This window comes from Bacillus sp. BML-BC051 (genome assembly GCF_019656175.1).
Lineage (GTDB): Bacteria > Bacillota > Bacilli > Bacillales > Bacillaceae_G > Bacillus_A > Bacillus_A mobilis.
On sequence record NZ_BPLI01000009.1, the window covers coordinates 204,141 to 219,487 of the forward strand.

Here is a 15,347-nt window from a genome sequence, read left to right on the forward strand (position 1 = left end):
AAGCAACATGGAAGAGAAATGGTTAGTTGGTGTTGACCTTGGTGGTACAACGATTAAATTAGCATTTATTAATGTGTACGGTGAAATTTTACATAAGTGGGAAATCCCTACGAATACAAATGAGCAAGGAAAACATATTACGCTTGATGTAGCGAAAGCTATTGATAAAAAGTTAGAAGAGTTAGGCGAATTGAAAAGCAAGTTAATCGGTATTGGTATGGGAGCTCCTGGACCTGTACACGTGGCATCTGGAATGATTTACGAAGCGGTTAACTTAGGATGGAAAAACTATCCGTTAAGAGATTTATTAGAAGTAGAAACAGGATTACCTGTTGTTATTGATAATGATGCAAACTTAGCAGCGCTTGGTGAAATGTGGAAAGGTGCTGGTGAAGGAGCAAAAGATTTAATCTGTATGACACTTGGCACTGGTGTTGGCGGCGGTGTAATTGCCAATGGTGAGATTGTACATGGCGTAAGTGGTGCTGCTGGTGAAATCGGACACATTACAGTAGTTACAGAAAATGCTTTCCCATGTAATTGCGGGAAGTCTGGTTGCCTAGAGACAGTAGCATCTGCAACAGGTATTGTGCGTGTTGCAATGCAAAAAATACAAGAGACTGATAAAGAGAGTATGCTACGTTCTATGTTAGCAGAAGAAGGGCGTATTACATCAAAAGACGTATTTGAAGCACTTGGACAAGGTGACGAGCTAGCAAGTGAAGTAGTAGAAAAAGTAGCTTCTTATTTAGGATTAGCTGTAGCGAACCTTGCTAGTACGTTGAACCCAGAGAAAATTGTTATTGGCGGCGGTGTGTCTAAAGCTGGAGATGCACTATTAGAGCCAATTCAACGTTATTTCGAGCAATATGCTTTTTCACGTGCTGTAAAGAGCACGAAGTTAGCGATTGCAATACTTGGTAATGATGCAGGTGTTATCGGAGGAGCTTGGCTTGTAAAAAAGCACAAATACGAAGCGAAGATAGTATAAGTTGTCAGATATGAAAAGAGGAAGGGGAAACCCTTCCTCTTTTTGTGTGAAATCTTGATGAAAAATAACATGTTAATGAATTAAGCTGCTGGTGGGTACCCGTTATATAGAACAGTCATGATCGTAAACCATCCGAAAACGAGTACAGTTGCAATTGCAAAGCCGCCTGCGAAAAAGTTCTTTTCACGAAGTGTTCTAAGCGTAGCAAATACAGCTAACAGAGTGACTAGCGCAAAAATAATAACAAGGCCCATACAATATCCTCCTCTGTCTACCCATTCCTCAATATGAGTTTTTGGAATATTTACTCTTTTACATTGTACATGTTTTAAAAATGATTGTCGAGATAGCATCCTTTCTTTTCCTAAGAGAAAAAAATGTTGTATCATTGAAAGTAAGTTTAATAATTGGAGGAGATTTTCATATGAAATGGATACAAATGCCGTTAGGCCCATTACAAACGAATGCTTATATTTTAACGAATGATCAAAATGAGTGTATTATCTTTGATCCAGGTCACGAAGGAGAGAAGCTCGTTACATATTTACAAGAAGAACAATTAAAGCCACTGGCTGTTTTATTAACACATGCTCACTTCGATCATATTGGCGCTGTTGATGCGGTAAGAGACGCTTTTCATATTCCTGTGTACGTACATAAAGAAGAAGCAGATTGGTTAGGCGATGCAACTGTAAATGGCTCTCAAATTTTTATGATGAATCGCAGCATTACAGCAAAACCAGCAGATCATATTATTGATGCAGAAGGTGCATTAGCAATTGGTTCATTTAATTTTGAGATTTTTGAGACGCCAGGACATTCTCCGGGCAGTATTTCTTATTATTGTAAAGAGGCGAATGCTGTATTTTCTGGAGATGTATTGTTCCAAATGAGCATCGGAAGAACAGATTTACCTGGTGGAAGTTTTGCTGAATTGATTGGAAGTATTGAAGAAAAATTATTTGTATTACCAGATGAAACAGCGGTGCTATGTGGACATGGTCCAGAAACAAGCATTGGTTTTGAAAAAGAAAATAATCCATTTTTACAGTAAGGAGTCATTATGGGGATGGAGCTCATTTTAAAAGAATGGATGGGGAAAGAGAAGGATTATTCAATTTCGTATAGTACGTATATGAACCTTGTATTGTATACAGAGGGGCATGGCTATTATATGAAAGAACGTGAAAAAATTGGAAGACAAGGGGATTTTTTTACAAGTAGCAATGTATCCTCTGTTTTTGCAAAAACCTTTGCTAAGTTTTTTATTCGTCTTGTTGAAAGTGGTGAAGTTGCTCCGAATATTTGTGAGATTGGTGGGGGAACAGGAAGGTTTGCCTATGATGTTTTACAAGAATGGAAGCAAGTCTCTCCAGAAACCTTTATTGATTTAAACTATTCAATGATTGAAATGAGTCCATTTCATAGAAGCTTACAGCAGAAAAATCTTTGTTCGTTTTCAAATGTTTCGTATTATACGTCGTATAGTGAAATGGGAGAATCGTTCGATGGGATTCTTTTTTCGAATGAGCTATTTGATGCATTTCCTGTTGAAGTAATTGAGAAGAGAAATGGAATGTTGTATGAGGTACGTGTTACGTACACAGAGGAAGGGAAACTTGCAGAAGTATGGAGGCCGTTACATAAAAGCATCGGTCGATACTTATTGAAATATAATATTCATCTTGCAGAAGGTCAGCGTTTTGAAGTGCCAATTGTGATGGAAGAATATATAAAAGACATTGCGAAATGGTTTCAAAAAGGTATATGTATTACAGTTGATTATGGATATACAAAAGAAGAATGGATGCATCCTGCACATCAAGAAGGAAGCTTACGAGGGTATTACGAGCATAAGTTAATCCGTAATCCTTTAGCGCATCCAGGTGAAATGGATCTTACTGCTCATATTCATTGGGATGAACTGAAAGAGATGTTTAGCTTGCAAGGGATGGATACAGTATGGCATAAGAAGCAGTCTGAATTCTTGTTAGCAGCAGGAATACTAGATCAGCTTACGGGTCACCAAGATAGAAATCCTTTTTCTGAAACTCAAAAACAAAATCGTGCAGTTCGTTCTATGATTTTGAGCGGAGGATTAGGGAGTGCATTTGATGTTGTGATACATACGAAACATATGCAACAGTTACACTTGGAGCGGTATTTGAAAATATAAAAAAACAAGACACAGCATATTTCTGTGTCTTGTTTTTTAATACGACTTATGTAGCATCATATATTTCCTCTCATGATATATATTTATATTAAAGATATGAGATAAAAAATATAGAATACGTCCTTTTTCTCTGTTTATGAGTCCCTAACCCAATAATACGCGAACGAGTTGAATAATTGTCTCGTTTTCTACTTTGTAATAAATTTCCAACCCTTTTCTTTCACTTGAAACGATTTTAGCACTTTTTAACTTTGCTAAATGCTGTGAAATTGTAGATTGTGGCATGTTTAAGCCAGTGTACATTGTAGAAACGTTGCTTGGACCACGTTCAATTAATCCTTTTACAATACATAAGCGAACAGGATGAGCAAGTACTTTCAATAATTCTGCATTGCTTTCATATAGTTCTATTTCTTTTTGAAAGGTTTCTAACATGTTCTTTTCCACCTCCGTGTGAGCTGTTATACCATACTATACATACCAAAAAATTAAAGAAAAGAAAACAGTTGTTGCAGAAAAAAAGTCCTAAAGTAAAGAAATTGTAAGAAAAGAGACCCTGATGTAAATAAAGTAGATAAATTTGCACGGTTTTGTAAAATGACATTTTTGGGTGAAAATTTCGATGCGTTTTAAAAATTGAAAGATATAGATATATTTGTAACACAATTTTATCATGAATTTCTTATTCTTTCAAATGAATATACGAAATTTTTAAAATAATATGATAAAGGAATTATAATGTTATATATAGAATATAAAACAGGTTAAAAGAAAAGAAGCTGAATGTAGTCAGCTTCTTGATGGTGAAAACGAAATGTTTGAATATAGCTGATAAATCTTAGAATTACCAAGACATTAGTTATATATTCTAGCGTTCACCTTGTATCAATTTTAAAAATCTGTGATTCCATATATTTTCATAAAAATCAATTGTCTCTTTTGCGGACATAAATGGATTATTTAATGTAGAGGTTGCTTTCTGTACCATGAAGTTTTCGTATCCTAGTCCATGAGCGAATTTAATCGTAGCATCCATACAGTACTCTGTTTGGGCACCACAAAATTCAATACGATGTACAGATAATTGATCTAAAATCTCTTTTAAGTTTGTTTTATAAAATGAATTGGCATGTGTCTTTCTTACAAAAAAATCTTGTTCTTGAACATCTAGATTAGCATGAATAGCCCAAAGTTCTTTTTCGGGTACTAAATTATTATCACAATGTTGAACGAAAAGAATTGGTTTATTTGATTTTCTGTATGAAGAAATTCTGTTATTTACTTTTGTAAGTAAGTTTTGTAAATCAAATAAATGTTCTTCGCTATAACATACTCCGTTTTGTAGATCGATAACGATTAAAACATCTGCACAAGTATCCATTGTTTTTGCCCCTTTTTTTACTTCTTAATATATCAATTAATTCATTACTTGGAAATAGAGGGTGCTCTTTCGTTTTTTTATGAACTATATGAAAAGTAAAATATACGCAACAGCATAAAAAGAAGATATGATAACTTAATTTCATATCTTCTTTTCTCTCTATGCATTTACAGGTTCTTCTACATAAGAAAGGGCATTTTCAAAATCGGATATTAAATCGTCCACATTTTCAAGGCCGACGGATAACCGAAGTAATGAATTAGAAATCCCTCTTTCATCACGAGCTTCTTGCGATAGTGCTGCATGTGACATTTTAGCTGGGTAGGAAAGGATCGATTCGACAGCTCCTAAACTAACTGCAAAGACAGGTAATTTTACTTTTGATAGAAATTGGCGGAGTGCGTCTTCTGATTGTAAAGTGAAAGATAGGACAGCTCCGGCTGATGTAGCTTGAGATTGTTGAATATCAAATCCAAGATGTGCTTGTAAGCCAGGATAATAAACATTTTGGATTTTAGCGTGCTCTTGTAAATAGTGTGCAATTTTATTGGCGTTAGCAGCCGAGTGCTCAAGACGTACATGCAATGTTTTTAGGCCGCGAAGCACGAGAGAACAATCTTGAGGACCTAAAATAGCGCCGAATGCATTTTGTAAAAATCCAAGTTTTTGAGCGAGTTCGGCATCTTTGACAACAGCTAATCCGGCAGTAACATCACTATGACCGGCAATGAATTTTGTGGCACTATGAAGAACGACGTCGGCACCAAGATCAAGTGGCTTCTGGAATAATGGTGTCAAAAATGTATTATCAACAAAAGTAAGGGCATTAATAGATTTTGCAAGTTGAGAAACAGCACGAATATCTGTCACTTTTAAAAGTGGATTAGAAGGTGTTTCCACATAAAAGAGTTTTGTGTTTGGCTTAATGTTTTGCTTTATTTCTTCTAAATTGGTCATATCAACAAATGTATGTGAAACACCGTAACGGGAGAGAACTTCAGTTATAATTCGATAAGTGCCTCCGTATACGTCTTCTGAAATGAGTACGTGATCACCTTGTGAAAGAAGGAGGAATGCAGTAGAAATCGCTGCAATTCCCGATGCGAAGGCAAATCCTTTTGTTCCGCCTTCTAATAATGCAATGATATCTTCAAGAGCTTCACGTGTTGGATTACCAGAGCGGCTATAGTCATATTTCCCGAACGTATCTACATCAAACTGGTGGAATGTTGATGTGTTATAGATGGGAACGTTAACAGCTCCTGTTTGTGAGTCATGTTTATATTGGTTGTGCAGTAAGAGTGTATCTATAGAATAACTCATATTCTTACACCTTCTTTTACAAGTGTAATGGCTTGCTTTAAGTCTTGAATTAAATCGTTACTATTTTCAATGCCCACGGAAAATCGAAGAAGACGATTGCATACACCGTTTGCTGTTCTGATTTCTTCTGGAATATCAGCGTGTGTTTGCGTTGCTGGATAGGTCATTAAACTTTCAACACCACCAAGACTTTCAGCGAATGTAATTAAGGATAAAGATTGTAAGAATGGATTGATCCACGTTTCATCTTTCAGGCGAAATGAGATCATACCGCCTTTTCCAGGATAAAATACATCTGTCACCCCGTCTTCATCATTTAAATAAGCGACAACTGCTTTTGCATTTTCTTCATGTTGTCTCATACGAAGCGCTAACGTTTTCATACCACGAATTAATAGCCATGAGTCAAATGGGCTTAAGACTGCACCAGAGGCATTATGGTAATGAGCGATTTCCTCACAAAGTTCCTTTCCTTTTGCAACGACAAGTCCGCTTAGTACATCGTTATGCCCACCTAAATATTTCGTTGCGCTATGAAGTACAATGTCAGCACCTTCTGTTAATGGCTGCTGTATATAAGGCGTGTAGAATGTGTTGTCTACAATAAGGAGTAGTCCGTGTCTTTTCGCTACAGTTGCGACAGCGGCAATATCAGTAACTTGCATTAATGGATTAGTCGGAGTTTCTATGAAAATAGCTTTCGTTTCAGCTGTGATAGCTTTCTCAATTTTTTGAATAGATTGTGTATTTACGTATCTACATCGAACGTTCCACTTTTTTTCGTGCTCAGAAAATAATCGATAAGTGCCGCCGTATAAATCTTCAGACACAATAAGTTCGTCTCCAGAACGGAATAGCGAAAGGACGAGGAGAACAGCTGCCATTCCGGAGCTACAGGCATAACCTTGTTCGCCGTATTCTAAGTCTGCGATTGCCTGTTCTAAAAGACCGCGAGTTGGATTTCCAGTTCGTGAATAGTCAAAACCAGTAGATTTACCAATTCCCTCGTGACGATAAGCAGTTGAGAAATAAACAGGCGGATTAACAGTTCCTGTTGTAGTTTCGCTCCGGTTTCCGATTTGTGCTAGTTTTGTTTCAATAGTTGACATGTAAAAATTCCTCCTTTTAAAGTTAACAATTAAGTGAATGTAAAATAAAAAAAGCCTTCTAAGAAGAAGGCTTTCGGTTTGAATAGAGTCTTCTTCTCATCTGTCAAATCTTTCACAATTTGCTGGAATTAGCACCTTATTAACAAATGTTAATGGTTGCTGAGGCGTCATAGGGCCAGTCCCTCTACCTCTCTAGATAAGAATGTTCGTATGAAATTTTATTATGTTTTTAACTTTACAACAAAAGATAATTGAATTGCAACTTTATTTTAAATAATTTTTATTTTTCCGCAAGTGTCATTGACTTTTGTATTTGTGCATGCTAAATTTATTAAAAAAATTAACAAACATTGTTAAAAGGGGAACGCATTTCCTTTTAGCTACATAAATAAAATAATAAAGACAAACTCTTATTGAGAGCGGTGGAGGGAAAGGCCCTGTGAAACCCGGCAACCTTCAAACGAAATGTTTGAAACGGTGCTAATACCTGCAAAACGATTGTTTTGCATAATAAGAGGAGGAACGATTATGTCCCCCTCTTCAAATTGAAGAGGGGGTTTTTATATTGATAGAAATGAGGGAGATTTGTGAAATTACTAGATTTATTATCAAAAGGAATTGTAATAGGTGATGGTGCGGTTGGGACGTTATTACATTCACATGGTTTGCAAAGTAGTTTTGAAGAATTGAACATATCTGATCCAGATTTAATTATATCGATTCATAAGCAATATGTAGCTGCTGGGGCAGATGTAATTCAAACAAATACGTACGGAGCAAATGAAGCAAAATTACGTATGTATGGTTTAGAAAATCAAGTTACGGAAATTAATAGAGCGGCAGTAAAATTGGCGAAAGCATCTGTTACAGATAGAAATGCAATTTTAGGAACAATTGGCGGTATGAAACATATCGGAGCTGTTACGACAACTGATATGGAGCGAGAATTTATGCTACTTGAGCAGGCAAGTGCATTACTAGAAGAACAGGTTGATGGACTGCTATTAGAGACTTTCTATGATGAGTTTGAATTACTTCATGCTGTTCAGGTGCTACGAAAACAAACGAATATTCCAATTGTAGCTCAATTAGCATTGCATGAGGCAGGCACAACTCAAAATGGAAATGATGTAAATGAAATATTAAAACAACTTCTAGATTACGGTGCAAATGTTGTTGGATTGAACTGCCAACTAGGACCGCTTCATATGACGGAAGCTTTTAAAATGATATCGATTCCGCAAAATGGCTACTTGTCAGCATATCCGAATGCAGGTCTCCCCAATTATGTGGAGGGACGTTACGTATATGAGGGAAGTCCAGCTTATTTCGAAGCGATGACACCGAAATTTATTGAGCAAGGTATTCGGTTATTAGGTGGTTGTTGTGGCACGACTCCAGAACATATTGAAAGTATGAAACGTGCTACTCTAAATGTTACGCCTGTAATAGAAAAGGATACGATTCAAAGACCGAAAGTAGTTCATACACACGAGAAACGTTCGAAAGCTCATGTCACATTAGCAGAGAAAGCAAAAAAACAAACGACAGTAGTAGTGGAATTAGATCCACCGAAAACATTAGATACGCAGCGATTTTTTGAAGGCGCGAGAGCATTGAAAAGAGCTGGAGCAGATGCTATTACTCTAGCAGATAATTCATTAGCATCGCCTCGCGTCTCGAATATGGCAATGGGGGCATTATTAACGAAGCATGATATTCCAGTATTGACGCATTTAACGTGTAGAGACCATAACGTCATCGGACTACAATCTCATTTACTAGGCTTATCAGCGTTAGGCATGGAAGAAGTGCTAGCTTTAACTGGAGATCCAGCACGCGTTGGTGATTTTCCAGGTGCCACTTCTGTATATGATTTGTCCTCTATTGAGCTCATTAAAATGATCAAAGAAATGAACGATGGGCGCTCCATTTTAGGGAAATCAATAGGGCCAGCAACAAGGTTTTCGGTGGGAGGTGCGTTTAATCCGCATGTAAGACATTTAAAAGCAGCGGTTAAGCGAATGGAACGGAAAATAGATGCTGGAGCGGAATATTTCTTAACACAGCCAATTTACGATATCGCGCTAATTGAAGAAGTGTATGAAGCGACAAAGCATTTGGAACAACCTATTTTTATTGGGATTATGCCACTAATAAGTAAACGGAATGCAGATTTTCTTCATTTTGAGGTGCCAGGAATTACGCTACCTGAAGAAATAAGGGAGAGAATGGATGGACATGAAACGAAAGAGGCAGCAATTGAGGAAGGGATTCGCATTTCACAAGAATTGATCGATGCAGCGATGAAATATTTTAACGGCATTTATCTTATTACACCATTTCTAAAATATGAAATTACAGAACATCTTGTTAAATATGTGAGAGAAAAGCAAGAAGTGAAAGAAGGTATTAACTGATGAAATGTATAGAAGAAAAATTACAAAATAACATCTTAATATTAGATGGTGCAATGGGAACAATGATCCAGCAAGAGGACTTAACTGCGGAAGATTTCGGAGGAGAAGAGTACGAAGGTTGTAATGAATATTTAGTAGAAACAAGGCCTGATGTCATTTTAAAGATTCATAAAGCTTATATTGAAGCTGGAGCGGATATTATTGAAACAAATACATTTGGGGCGACAAATATTGTATTAAGTGATTATGAGTTGTCGCATTTAGATGAGGAATTAAATGAGAAGGCGGCACGTTTAGCGAAACAAGCGGTCAACGAAAGTGGGAAGGAAGTATATGTTGCGGGAGCAATGGGACCGACAACGAAAGCGATTAGTGTTACTGGTGGTGTGACGTTTGAAGAATTAATTGAAGCCTATACACGGCAGGCAAGAGGATTATTAAATGGTGGCGTAGATGTATTACTCGTTGAGACGAGTCAAGATATGCGTAACGTGAAGGCTGCTTATATTGGAATTCAAGCAGCTTTCGACGAGCTAAATAAAATTGTACCCATCATGATTTCGGGAACGATTGAACCGATGGGAACGACTCTGGCTGGGCAAACAATTGAGGCTTTTTACTTATCGATAGAACATATGAAGCCATTGTCTGTTGGATTAAACTGTGCGACTGGTCCGGAGTTTATGAGAGACCATATTCGTTCCCTGTCTGATTTGTCGGAGTGTTACATTTCTTGTTACCCAAATGCAGGTCTTCCTGATGAAGATGGACATTATCATGAATCTCCATCTTCTCTCGCTGAAAAAGTGAAGCGATTTGCTGAAGAAGGATGGGTTAATATTATCGGTGGTTGTTGTGGCACAACACCAGAACATGTAAAAGCAATGAAATCTGCGTTAGCGTCTCTTAAGCCGCGTGAACAGCAAGAGAGAGCTGGGCATGGGGTTAGTGGATTAGAGGCACTTCAATATGATGATTCTATGAGACCGTTATTTGTTGGTGAAAGAACAAACGTTATTGGATCACGTAAATTTAAACGATTAGTAGCAGAAGGGAAATTTGAAGAGGCTGCTGAAGTCGCAAGAGCGCAAGTGAAGAAAAATGCTCATATTATTGATATTTGTATGGCAGATCCTGATCGCGATGAAATAGAAGATATGGAAAACTTCTTGGCAGAAGTTACGAAAGTGTTAAAAGTACCGATTATGATCGACTCAACAGATGAAAATGTGATGGAGCGAGCTCTTACTTATATTCAAGGAAAAGCTGTTATTAATTCAATTAATTTAGAAGATGGAGAAGAACGCTTTAAAAAAGTGACGCCGCTTCTTCGGAAATATGGTGCTGCTATTGTTGTAGGAACAATTGATGAAGATGGTATGGCGGTTAGTGCAGAACGAAAACTTGAAATTGCGAAAAGAAGTTATGAGTTATTGACGACGAAATATGGTATACGCCCGTCAGATATTATTTTTGATGCACTTGTATTTCCTGTAGGTACAGGTGATGAAGAATATATTGGCTCGGCGGCAGCGACGATAGAAGGAATTCGCCTTATTAAAGAAGCGTTACCAGAGTGTTTAACGATTTTAGGTGTAAGTAACATATCATTTGGTTTACCACCAGCTGGACGCGAAGTATTAAATTCCGTCTTTTTATATCATGCAACGAAAGCAGGGTTAGATTATGCGATTGTGAATACGGAAAAATTAGAGCGGTATGCGTCAATTCCTGAGGAAGAAAAACGTCTTGCAGATGCATTGCTTTTTGAAACGACGCAAGAGACGTTAGAAAAATTTACAAACTTCTATCGCGTGGCAAAAAAGAAAGATGTCGTTATCCAAGAAACATTAACTCTTGATGAGCGACTAGCAAATTACATTGTAGAAGGTACGAAGCAAGGGTTACAAGAAGATTTAAGTCTTGCACTTACAGAAGGAAGAAAGCCTTTGGATATTATTAATGGCCCACTTATGACAGGAATGGATGAGGTGGGACGATTATTTAATAATAATGAGCTTATCGTTGCTGAAGTATTGCAAAGTGCTGAAAGTATGAAAGCTGCCGTAAGCTATTTAGAGCCACATATGGAATCTAGCGATAGTGCGAAAAAAGGGAAAGTATTATTAGCAACTGTTAAAGGTGACGTACATGATATTGGGAAAAATCTCGTTGAAATTATTTTATCGAATAACGGATATGAGATTATTAATTTAGGAATCAATGTTCGCTCGGATCGAATTGTACAAGAAGTACAAGAAAAGAAGCCTGATATTATTGGTCTTTCTGGTTTATTAGTAAAATCAGCGCAACAAATGGTAACGACTGCTGAAGATTTAAAAGCAGCAAATATTGATGTTCCAATCGTTGTAGGCGGGGCAGCGTTAACAAGAAAGTTTACAGATAATCGTATTTCACCATCATATAAAGGGCTCGTATGCTATGCGAGTGATGCGATGACTGGTCTTGATATTATTAATAAGCTTCAAAAGGAAGAAGAGCGTGAGAAGATGAAACAAGATAAAAAAGAGCGTCATCTTCATATCGTAGAAAAAGAGGAGAAGAAAGTAGAGATTCCAGCAGTAATTGAGCCATTACCGAAGGCAGAGGTTATAGTGCCTGATTCAACAAAGCGAATTGTATTACGTGATATTCCAGCCCTTCATCTCGCTCCATTTTTAAATAGACAGATGTTACTTGGACATCACCTTGGATTAAAAGGAAGTGTGAAGAAGCTTCTGCGAGAGGGAGATAAAAGAGCACACGAATTAAATGATTTAATAGACGAATTATTACAGGAAGGGCAATCTTGGTTAAAACCGAAAGCAGTGTATCAATTTTTCCCAGCGCAAAGCGACGGACAAAATATTGTAATATATGATCCAGAAGATCATACGCGTGTTATAGAGCGTTTCACATTCCCTAGACAAGGAAAAGCACCATATCGTACGTTAGGTGATTATTTACGCTCAGTTGGAGATGAGATGGACTATGTTGCTTTTCTATCTGTTACGGTTGGGGAAGGCGTTCGGGATATTGCTGAAGAGTGGAAGGCGAAGGGTGATTATTTACGCAGTCATGCCATTCAATCGTTAGCGCTTGAACTAGCAGAAGGACTTGCTGAAAAAACACATATGCTCATTCGTGATCGCTGGGGTATTCCAGATTCACCAGAACTGACGATGGAAGAACGTTTCCGTACGAAATATAGAGGGATACGCGTGTCCTTCGGTTATCCAGCATGTCCAGAACTTGCGGATCAAGAAAAGTTATTTCGCCTTATTCATCCAGAAGAAATAGGTATTTCATTAACGGAAGGATTTATGATGGAGCCAGAAGCATCTGTGACGGCTATGGTATTTTCTCACCCTGAGGCAAGATATTTTAGTGTATTATAGTGTAGAAGGGGGAGACGTATGAAGAAAATAGTCTTTACAGGTGGCGGTTCGGCAGGGCATGTAACACCTAATTTAGCCATCATTCCACATTTACAAGAACAGAATTGGGATATCTCTTATATCGGTTCACATCAAGGAATTGAGAAAACGATTATAGAAAAGGAAGGCATTCCGTACTATAGTATTGCAAGCGGCAAGCTACGTCGTTATTTTGATTTGAAAAATATAAAAGATCCTTTTCTTGTAATGAAGGGTGTTATGGATGCGTATGTAAGGATTCGAAAACTAAAACCGGATGTGATTTTTTCAAAAGGTGGTTTCGTATCTGTACCAGTCGTAATTGGAGGATGGCTAAATAGAGTACCTGTTTTATTACATGAATCTGATATGACGCCAGGACTAGCAAACAAAATTGCGCTCCGTTTTGCTTCGAAAATATTTGTTACATTTGAAGAAGCTGCGAAACATTTACCGAAAGAAAAAGTAATCTATACAGGAGCTCCTGTACGTGAAGAAGTGCTAAAGGGAAATCGTGAAAAAGGTTTAGCATTTTTAGGTTTTTCACGTAAAAAGCCAGTTATTACAATCATGGGAGGAAGTTTGGGCGCAAAGAAAATTAATGAAACGGTTCGAGAGGCGTTACCAGAACTTCTGAAAAAATATCAAATTGTTCATCTTTGCGGAAAAGGTAATCTTGATGGAAGTTTACAAAATAAAGAAGGATATAGACAATTTGAATATATACATGGAGAGCTGCCAGACATATTAGCGATAACAGACTTTGTTATTTCACGTGCGGGCTCTAATGCCATTTTTGAGTTTTTAACATTGCAAAAGCCGATGGTTTTAATTCCGCTATCGAAATTTGCAAGTCGTGGAGATCAAATACTAAATGCAGAGTCTTTTGAAAGACAAGGATATGCTTCCGTATTGTATGAAGAAGATGTGAATGTGAATTCTCTTATAAAGCATGTCGAAGAATTAAATCAAAATAATGAGATGTATAAAACAGCTCTAAAAAAATATAATGGAAAAGAAGCAATTCAAACAATCATTCAACATATTTCAGAGGCATGATGAAACAATCATGCCTCTTTTAATAGGATGAAAGATTCCAAGAAACCGTGTTTTTATGTTACAATAACAAATGGATTAGTAGGGAAATTCCAATTGATGAAGCGTGAAAATACGAATGGATTAGGAGTGACTGTGTTGGAGCTAAGTCTCTATGAAAATACTGCACTTATTATATGCTTTGTGTTGTACGTTGGTAGTGTTATTGTTTATATTTCAAGGAAATTTTCGCAAGAAAGAGAGCTTGAAAAATCAGAAATAACAGCTGAACTAGAAATGTTAGCTGATGAAAGTTATAAAAAGAAAAAAATAAAAGAAGAGCATGAAGAATCCCATCATTTAAACGCAAATAAGTTTTAAAGATGGGGATTTTTTTTTGAAGTCGTTCTTTATTATGTGTATAGCAAGTAACGCTAAAAGGAGTTTCCCATACATAATGAAGGAGTGTATATAAATGAATTTTTATGTCGCCTCAGGATTCCAAAATAAACATCTTGTACGTTCTATAGCAAATGAACTGAACCATGCAGGATGGCACCATACATATGATTGGACAAGAAACGAAAGAGCAGTGAATCAAGATCAATTAAGAGAAATTGGTCAGGCAGAAAAGAATGCTATAAAAAAATCGGATGTCTTTTTACTTATATTAGATGGCGGAAACGGGAGCCATACAGAGTTTGGAATGGCGATTGCGCTAGAGAAAAAGATATATGTATACCATGAAAGAAACCTGCTTCAAACAACGTTCTATCATTTGCCAGAAATAAATATTTTTGAAGGAGATGCAACTGAATTTGCATCTTATGTTATGGATCACGTGAAATAATAGTAACTGTCTAAAAGGTTATAAAAGTGATCTTTTGGGTACAGTGATGATAAGAAACCTATATAAAGGAGTATATAATATGAAATTAGAAAATGGATGGGAAACGAGCTTTTTAGAAGTCGTACAAAAAAGTGAATTTAAGAAAGATGCACTTCTTAGTCAATTGCTTTGTGAGGATAGTGAAGAAGTTGAGGAGCTTGTTGATGATTATGGTTATGAAGAAATTATTGACCGTGAACATGATGAGGAATTAGCTGATATTTTAGGAGAAGAACTTTTTAGTGAGATGGAACGATGCGTATTCTTATCTTCACAGCCAGAAGAAAAACTTATTTCATTCGTAAATGGATTAGGTTTTCACGTGTTAGATTGGATCGTTCTTCTTGAAACAGAATTTGGAATTGATAGTGCAAACTTTACGTCGGACGCCGTGAAAATGTTAGAAAAGCGTTTTAGACAGTTTCCATACATAGAAGATAAAACAATTTTTGATATGACATTTGGAGAAGCAATGGATGTATTACAATCCATTACAGGATTACAACTAAAGGAAAAGATGAACGTATAATGTAAAAAAAGAACGTGATATCCTCACGTTCTTTTTTTACATTATAATAATTTTGTCATCTAGTTTTGTCTGTCCGCT

General features: G+C 36.8%; 14 protein-coding genes and 2 riboswitches. Of the genes, 9 read left to right on the top strand and 5 right to left on the bottom strand.

The genetic code is table 11. The annotated features are described in order from the left end of the window. The first annotated feature begins 7 nt into the window (after positions 1-7). Entirely contained in the window at positions 8-991 is a 984-nt protein-coding gene (gene glcK / locus K5S59_RS03550) for a glucokinase (protein ID WP_000391716.1), read from the top strand. 80 nt (positions 992-1,071) lie between these two features. Here the strand turns inward: glcK and K5S59_RS03555 are convergent, their stop codons facing one another. Further along, the gene (locus K5S59_RS03555) at positions 1,072-1,245 is read right to left on the bottom strand and encodes a DUF2759 domain-containing protein (RefSeq protein ID WP_000524846.1); all 174 of its coding nucleotides are present in this window, start codon (positions 1,243-1,245) and stop codon (positions 1,072-1,074) included. Positions 1,246-1,415: 170 nt separating this feature from the next. Between K5S59_RS03555 and K5S59_RS03560 the strand changes: the two genes are divergently transcribed. Beyond that, the gene (locus tag K5S59_RS03560) at positions 1,416-2,045 is read left to right on the top strand and encodes an MBL fold metallo-hydrolase (protein WP_000871244.1); all 630 of its coding nucleotides are present in this window, start codon (positions 1,416-1,418) and stop codon (positions 2,043-2,045) included. Between the two features lie 9 nt (positions 2,046-2,054). Continuing rightward, the gene (locus tag K5S59_RS03565) at positions 2,055-3,167 is read left to right on the top strand and encodes a class I SAM-dependent methyltransferase (protein ID WP_000525124.1); all 1,113 of its coding nucleotides are present in this window, start codon (positions 2,055-2,057) and stop codon (positions 3,165-3,167) included. A gap of 144 nt (positions 3,168-3,311) precedes the next feature. Here the strand turns inward: K5S59_RS03565 and K5S59_RS03570 are convergent, their stop codons facing one another. The 4 genes from K5S59_RS03570 to metI all read right to left on the bottom strand — a co-directional run bounded on the left by K5S59_RS03570 (position 3,312) and on the right by metI (position 6,980). Then, positions 3,312-3,602: an ArsR/SmtB family transcription factor gene (locus tag K5S59_RS03570; protein ID WP_000894375.1), complete on the bottom strand. Its 291-nt coding sequence runs from the start codon at positions 3,600-3,602 to the stop codon at positions 3,312-3,314. A gap of 433 nt (positions 3,603-4,035) precedes the next feature. Further along, entirely contained in the window at positions 4,036-4,548 is a 513-nt protein-coding gene (locus K5S59_RS03575) for a cysteine hydrolase family protein (RefSeq protein WP_120450871.1), read from the bottom strand. Positions 4,549-4,707: 159 nt separating this feature from the next. Beyond that, complete coding sequence (gene metC, locus K5S59_RS03580; RefSeq protein WP_120450870.1) at positions 4,708-5,871, bottom strand: cystathionine beta-lyase; 1,164 nt, start codon at positions 5,869-5,871, stop codon at positions 4,708-4,710. Next, entirely contained in the window at positions 5,868-6,980 is a 1,113-nt protein-coding gene (metI, locus tag K5S59_RS03585) for a cystathionine gamma-synthase/O-acetylhomoserine thiolyase (RefSeq protein ID WP_120450869.1), read from the bottom strand. Before metI ends, metC begins: the two co-directional genes overlap by 4 nt. A 93-nt stretch (positions 6,981-7,073) precedes the next feature. Beyond that, a riboswitch (SAM riboswitch) is annotated at positions 7,074-7,183 on the bottom strand. A gap of 204 nt (positions 7,184-7,387) precedes the next feature. Continuing rightward, positions 7,388-7,497, top strand: a riboswitch (SAM riboswitch). A 70-nt stretch (positions 7,498-7,567) separates the two neighbouring features. Between metI and K5S59_RS03590 the strand changes: the two genes are divergently transcribed. From K5S59_RS03590 to K5S59_RS03615, 6 genes are all read left to right on the top strand, one after another. Continuing rightward, positions 7,568-9,400: a bifunctional homocysteine S-methyltransferase/methylenetetrahydrofolate reductase gene (locus K5S59_RS03590; protein ID WP_097843953.1), complete on the top strand. Its 1,833-nt coding sequence runs from the start codon at positions 7,568-7,570 to the stop codon at positions 9,398-9,400. Next, positions 9,400-12,798, top strand: coding sequence for a methionine synthase (metH, locus tag K5S59_RS03595; RefSeq protein ID WP_120450868.1), 3,399 nt, complete (start codon positions 9,400-9,402; stop codon positions 12,796-12,798). Before K5S59_RS03590 ends, metH begins: the two co-directional genes overlap by 1 nt. A gap of 18 nt (positions 12,799-12,816) precedes the next feature. Further along, positions 12,817-13,875, top strand: coding sequence for an undecaprenyldiphospho-muramoylpentapeptide beta-N-acetylglucosaminyltransferase (murG, locus tag K5S59_RS03600; RefSeq protein ID WP_098258946.1), 1,059 nt, complete (start codon positions 12,817-12,819; stop codon positions 13,873-13,875). 96 nt (positions 13,876-13,971) lie between these two features. Beyond that, positions 13,972-14,232 (top strand): DUF3966 domain-containing protein, encoded by a 261-nt coding sequence (locus tag K5S59_RS03605; RefSeq protein ID WP_000817963.1) that lies wholly within the window; start codon positions 13,972-13,974, stop codon positions 14,230-14,232. A 94-nt stretch (positions 14,233-14,326) separates the two neighbouring features. Beyond that, positions 14,327-14,701, top strand: coding sequence for a nucleoside 2-deoxyribosyltransferase (locus K5S59_RS03610; protein ID WP_001012500.1), 375 nt, complete (start codon positions 14,327-14,329; stop codon positions 14,699-14,701). A gap of 79 nt (positions 14,702-14,780) precedes the next feature. Further along, a complete protein-coding gene (locus K5S59_RS03615; protein ID WP_000764239.1) occupies positions 14,781-15,269 on the top strand; it encodes a hypothetical protein in 489 nt (162 codons plus the stop codon). Positions 15,270-15,347 lie beyond the last annotated feature (78 nt).

Coding starts and splice junctions, on each gene's coding strand:
- glcK (WP_000391716.1), top strand. CDS start 8: ATGGAAGAGAAATGGTTAGTTGGTGTTGACCTTGGTGGTACAACGATT.
- K5S59_RS03555 (WP_000524846.1), bottom strand. CDS start 1,245: ATGGGCCTTGTTATTATTTTTGCGCTAGTCACTCTGTTAGCTGTATTT.
- K5S59_RS03560 (WP_000871244.1), top strand. CDS start 1,416: ATGAAATGGATACAAATGCCGTTAGGCCCATTACAAACGAATGCTTAT.
- K5S59_RS03565 (WP_000525124.1), top strand. CDS start 2,055: ATGGGGATGGAGCTCATTTTAAAAGAATGGATGGGGAAAGAGAAGGAT.
- K5S59_RS03570 (WP_000894375.1), bottom strand. CDS start 3,602: ATGTTAGAAACCTTTCAAAAAGAAATAGAACTATATGAAAGCAATGCA.
- K5S59_RS03575 (WP_120450871.1), bottom strand. CDS start 4,548: ATGGATACTTGTGCAGATGTTTTAATCGTTATCGATCTACAAAACGGA.
- metC (WP_120450870.1), bottom strand. CDS start 5,871: ATGAGTTATTCTATAGATACACTCTTACTGCACAACCAATATAAACAT.
- metI (WP_120450869.1), bottom strand. CDS start 6,980: ATGTCAACTATTGAAACAAAACTAGCACAAATCGGAAACCGGAGCGAA.
- metH (WP_120450868.1), top strand. CDS start 9,400: ATGAAATGTATAGAAGAAAAATTACAAAATAACATCTTAATATTAGAT.
- murG (WP_098258946.1), top strand. CDS start 12,817: ATGAAGAAAATAGTCTTTACAGGTGGCGGTTCGGCAGGGCATGTAACA.
- K5S59_RS03605 (WP_000817963.1), top strand. CDS start 13,972: ATGAAGCGTGAAAATACGAATGGATTAGGAGTGACTGTGTTGGAGCTA.
- K5S59_RS03610 (WP_001012500.1), top strand. CDS start 14,327: ATGAATTTTTATGTCGCCTCAGGATTCCAAAATAAACATCTTGTACGT.
- K5S59_RS03615 (WP_000764239.1), top strand. CDS start 14,781: ATGAAATTAGAAAATGGATGGGAAACGAGCTTTTTAGAAGTCGTACAA.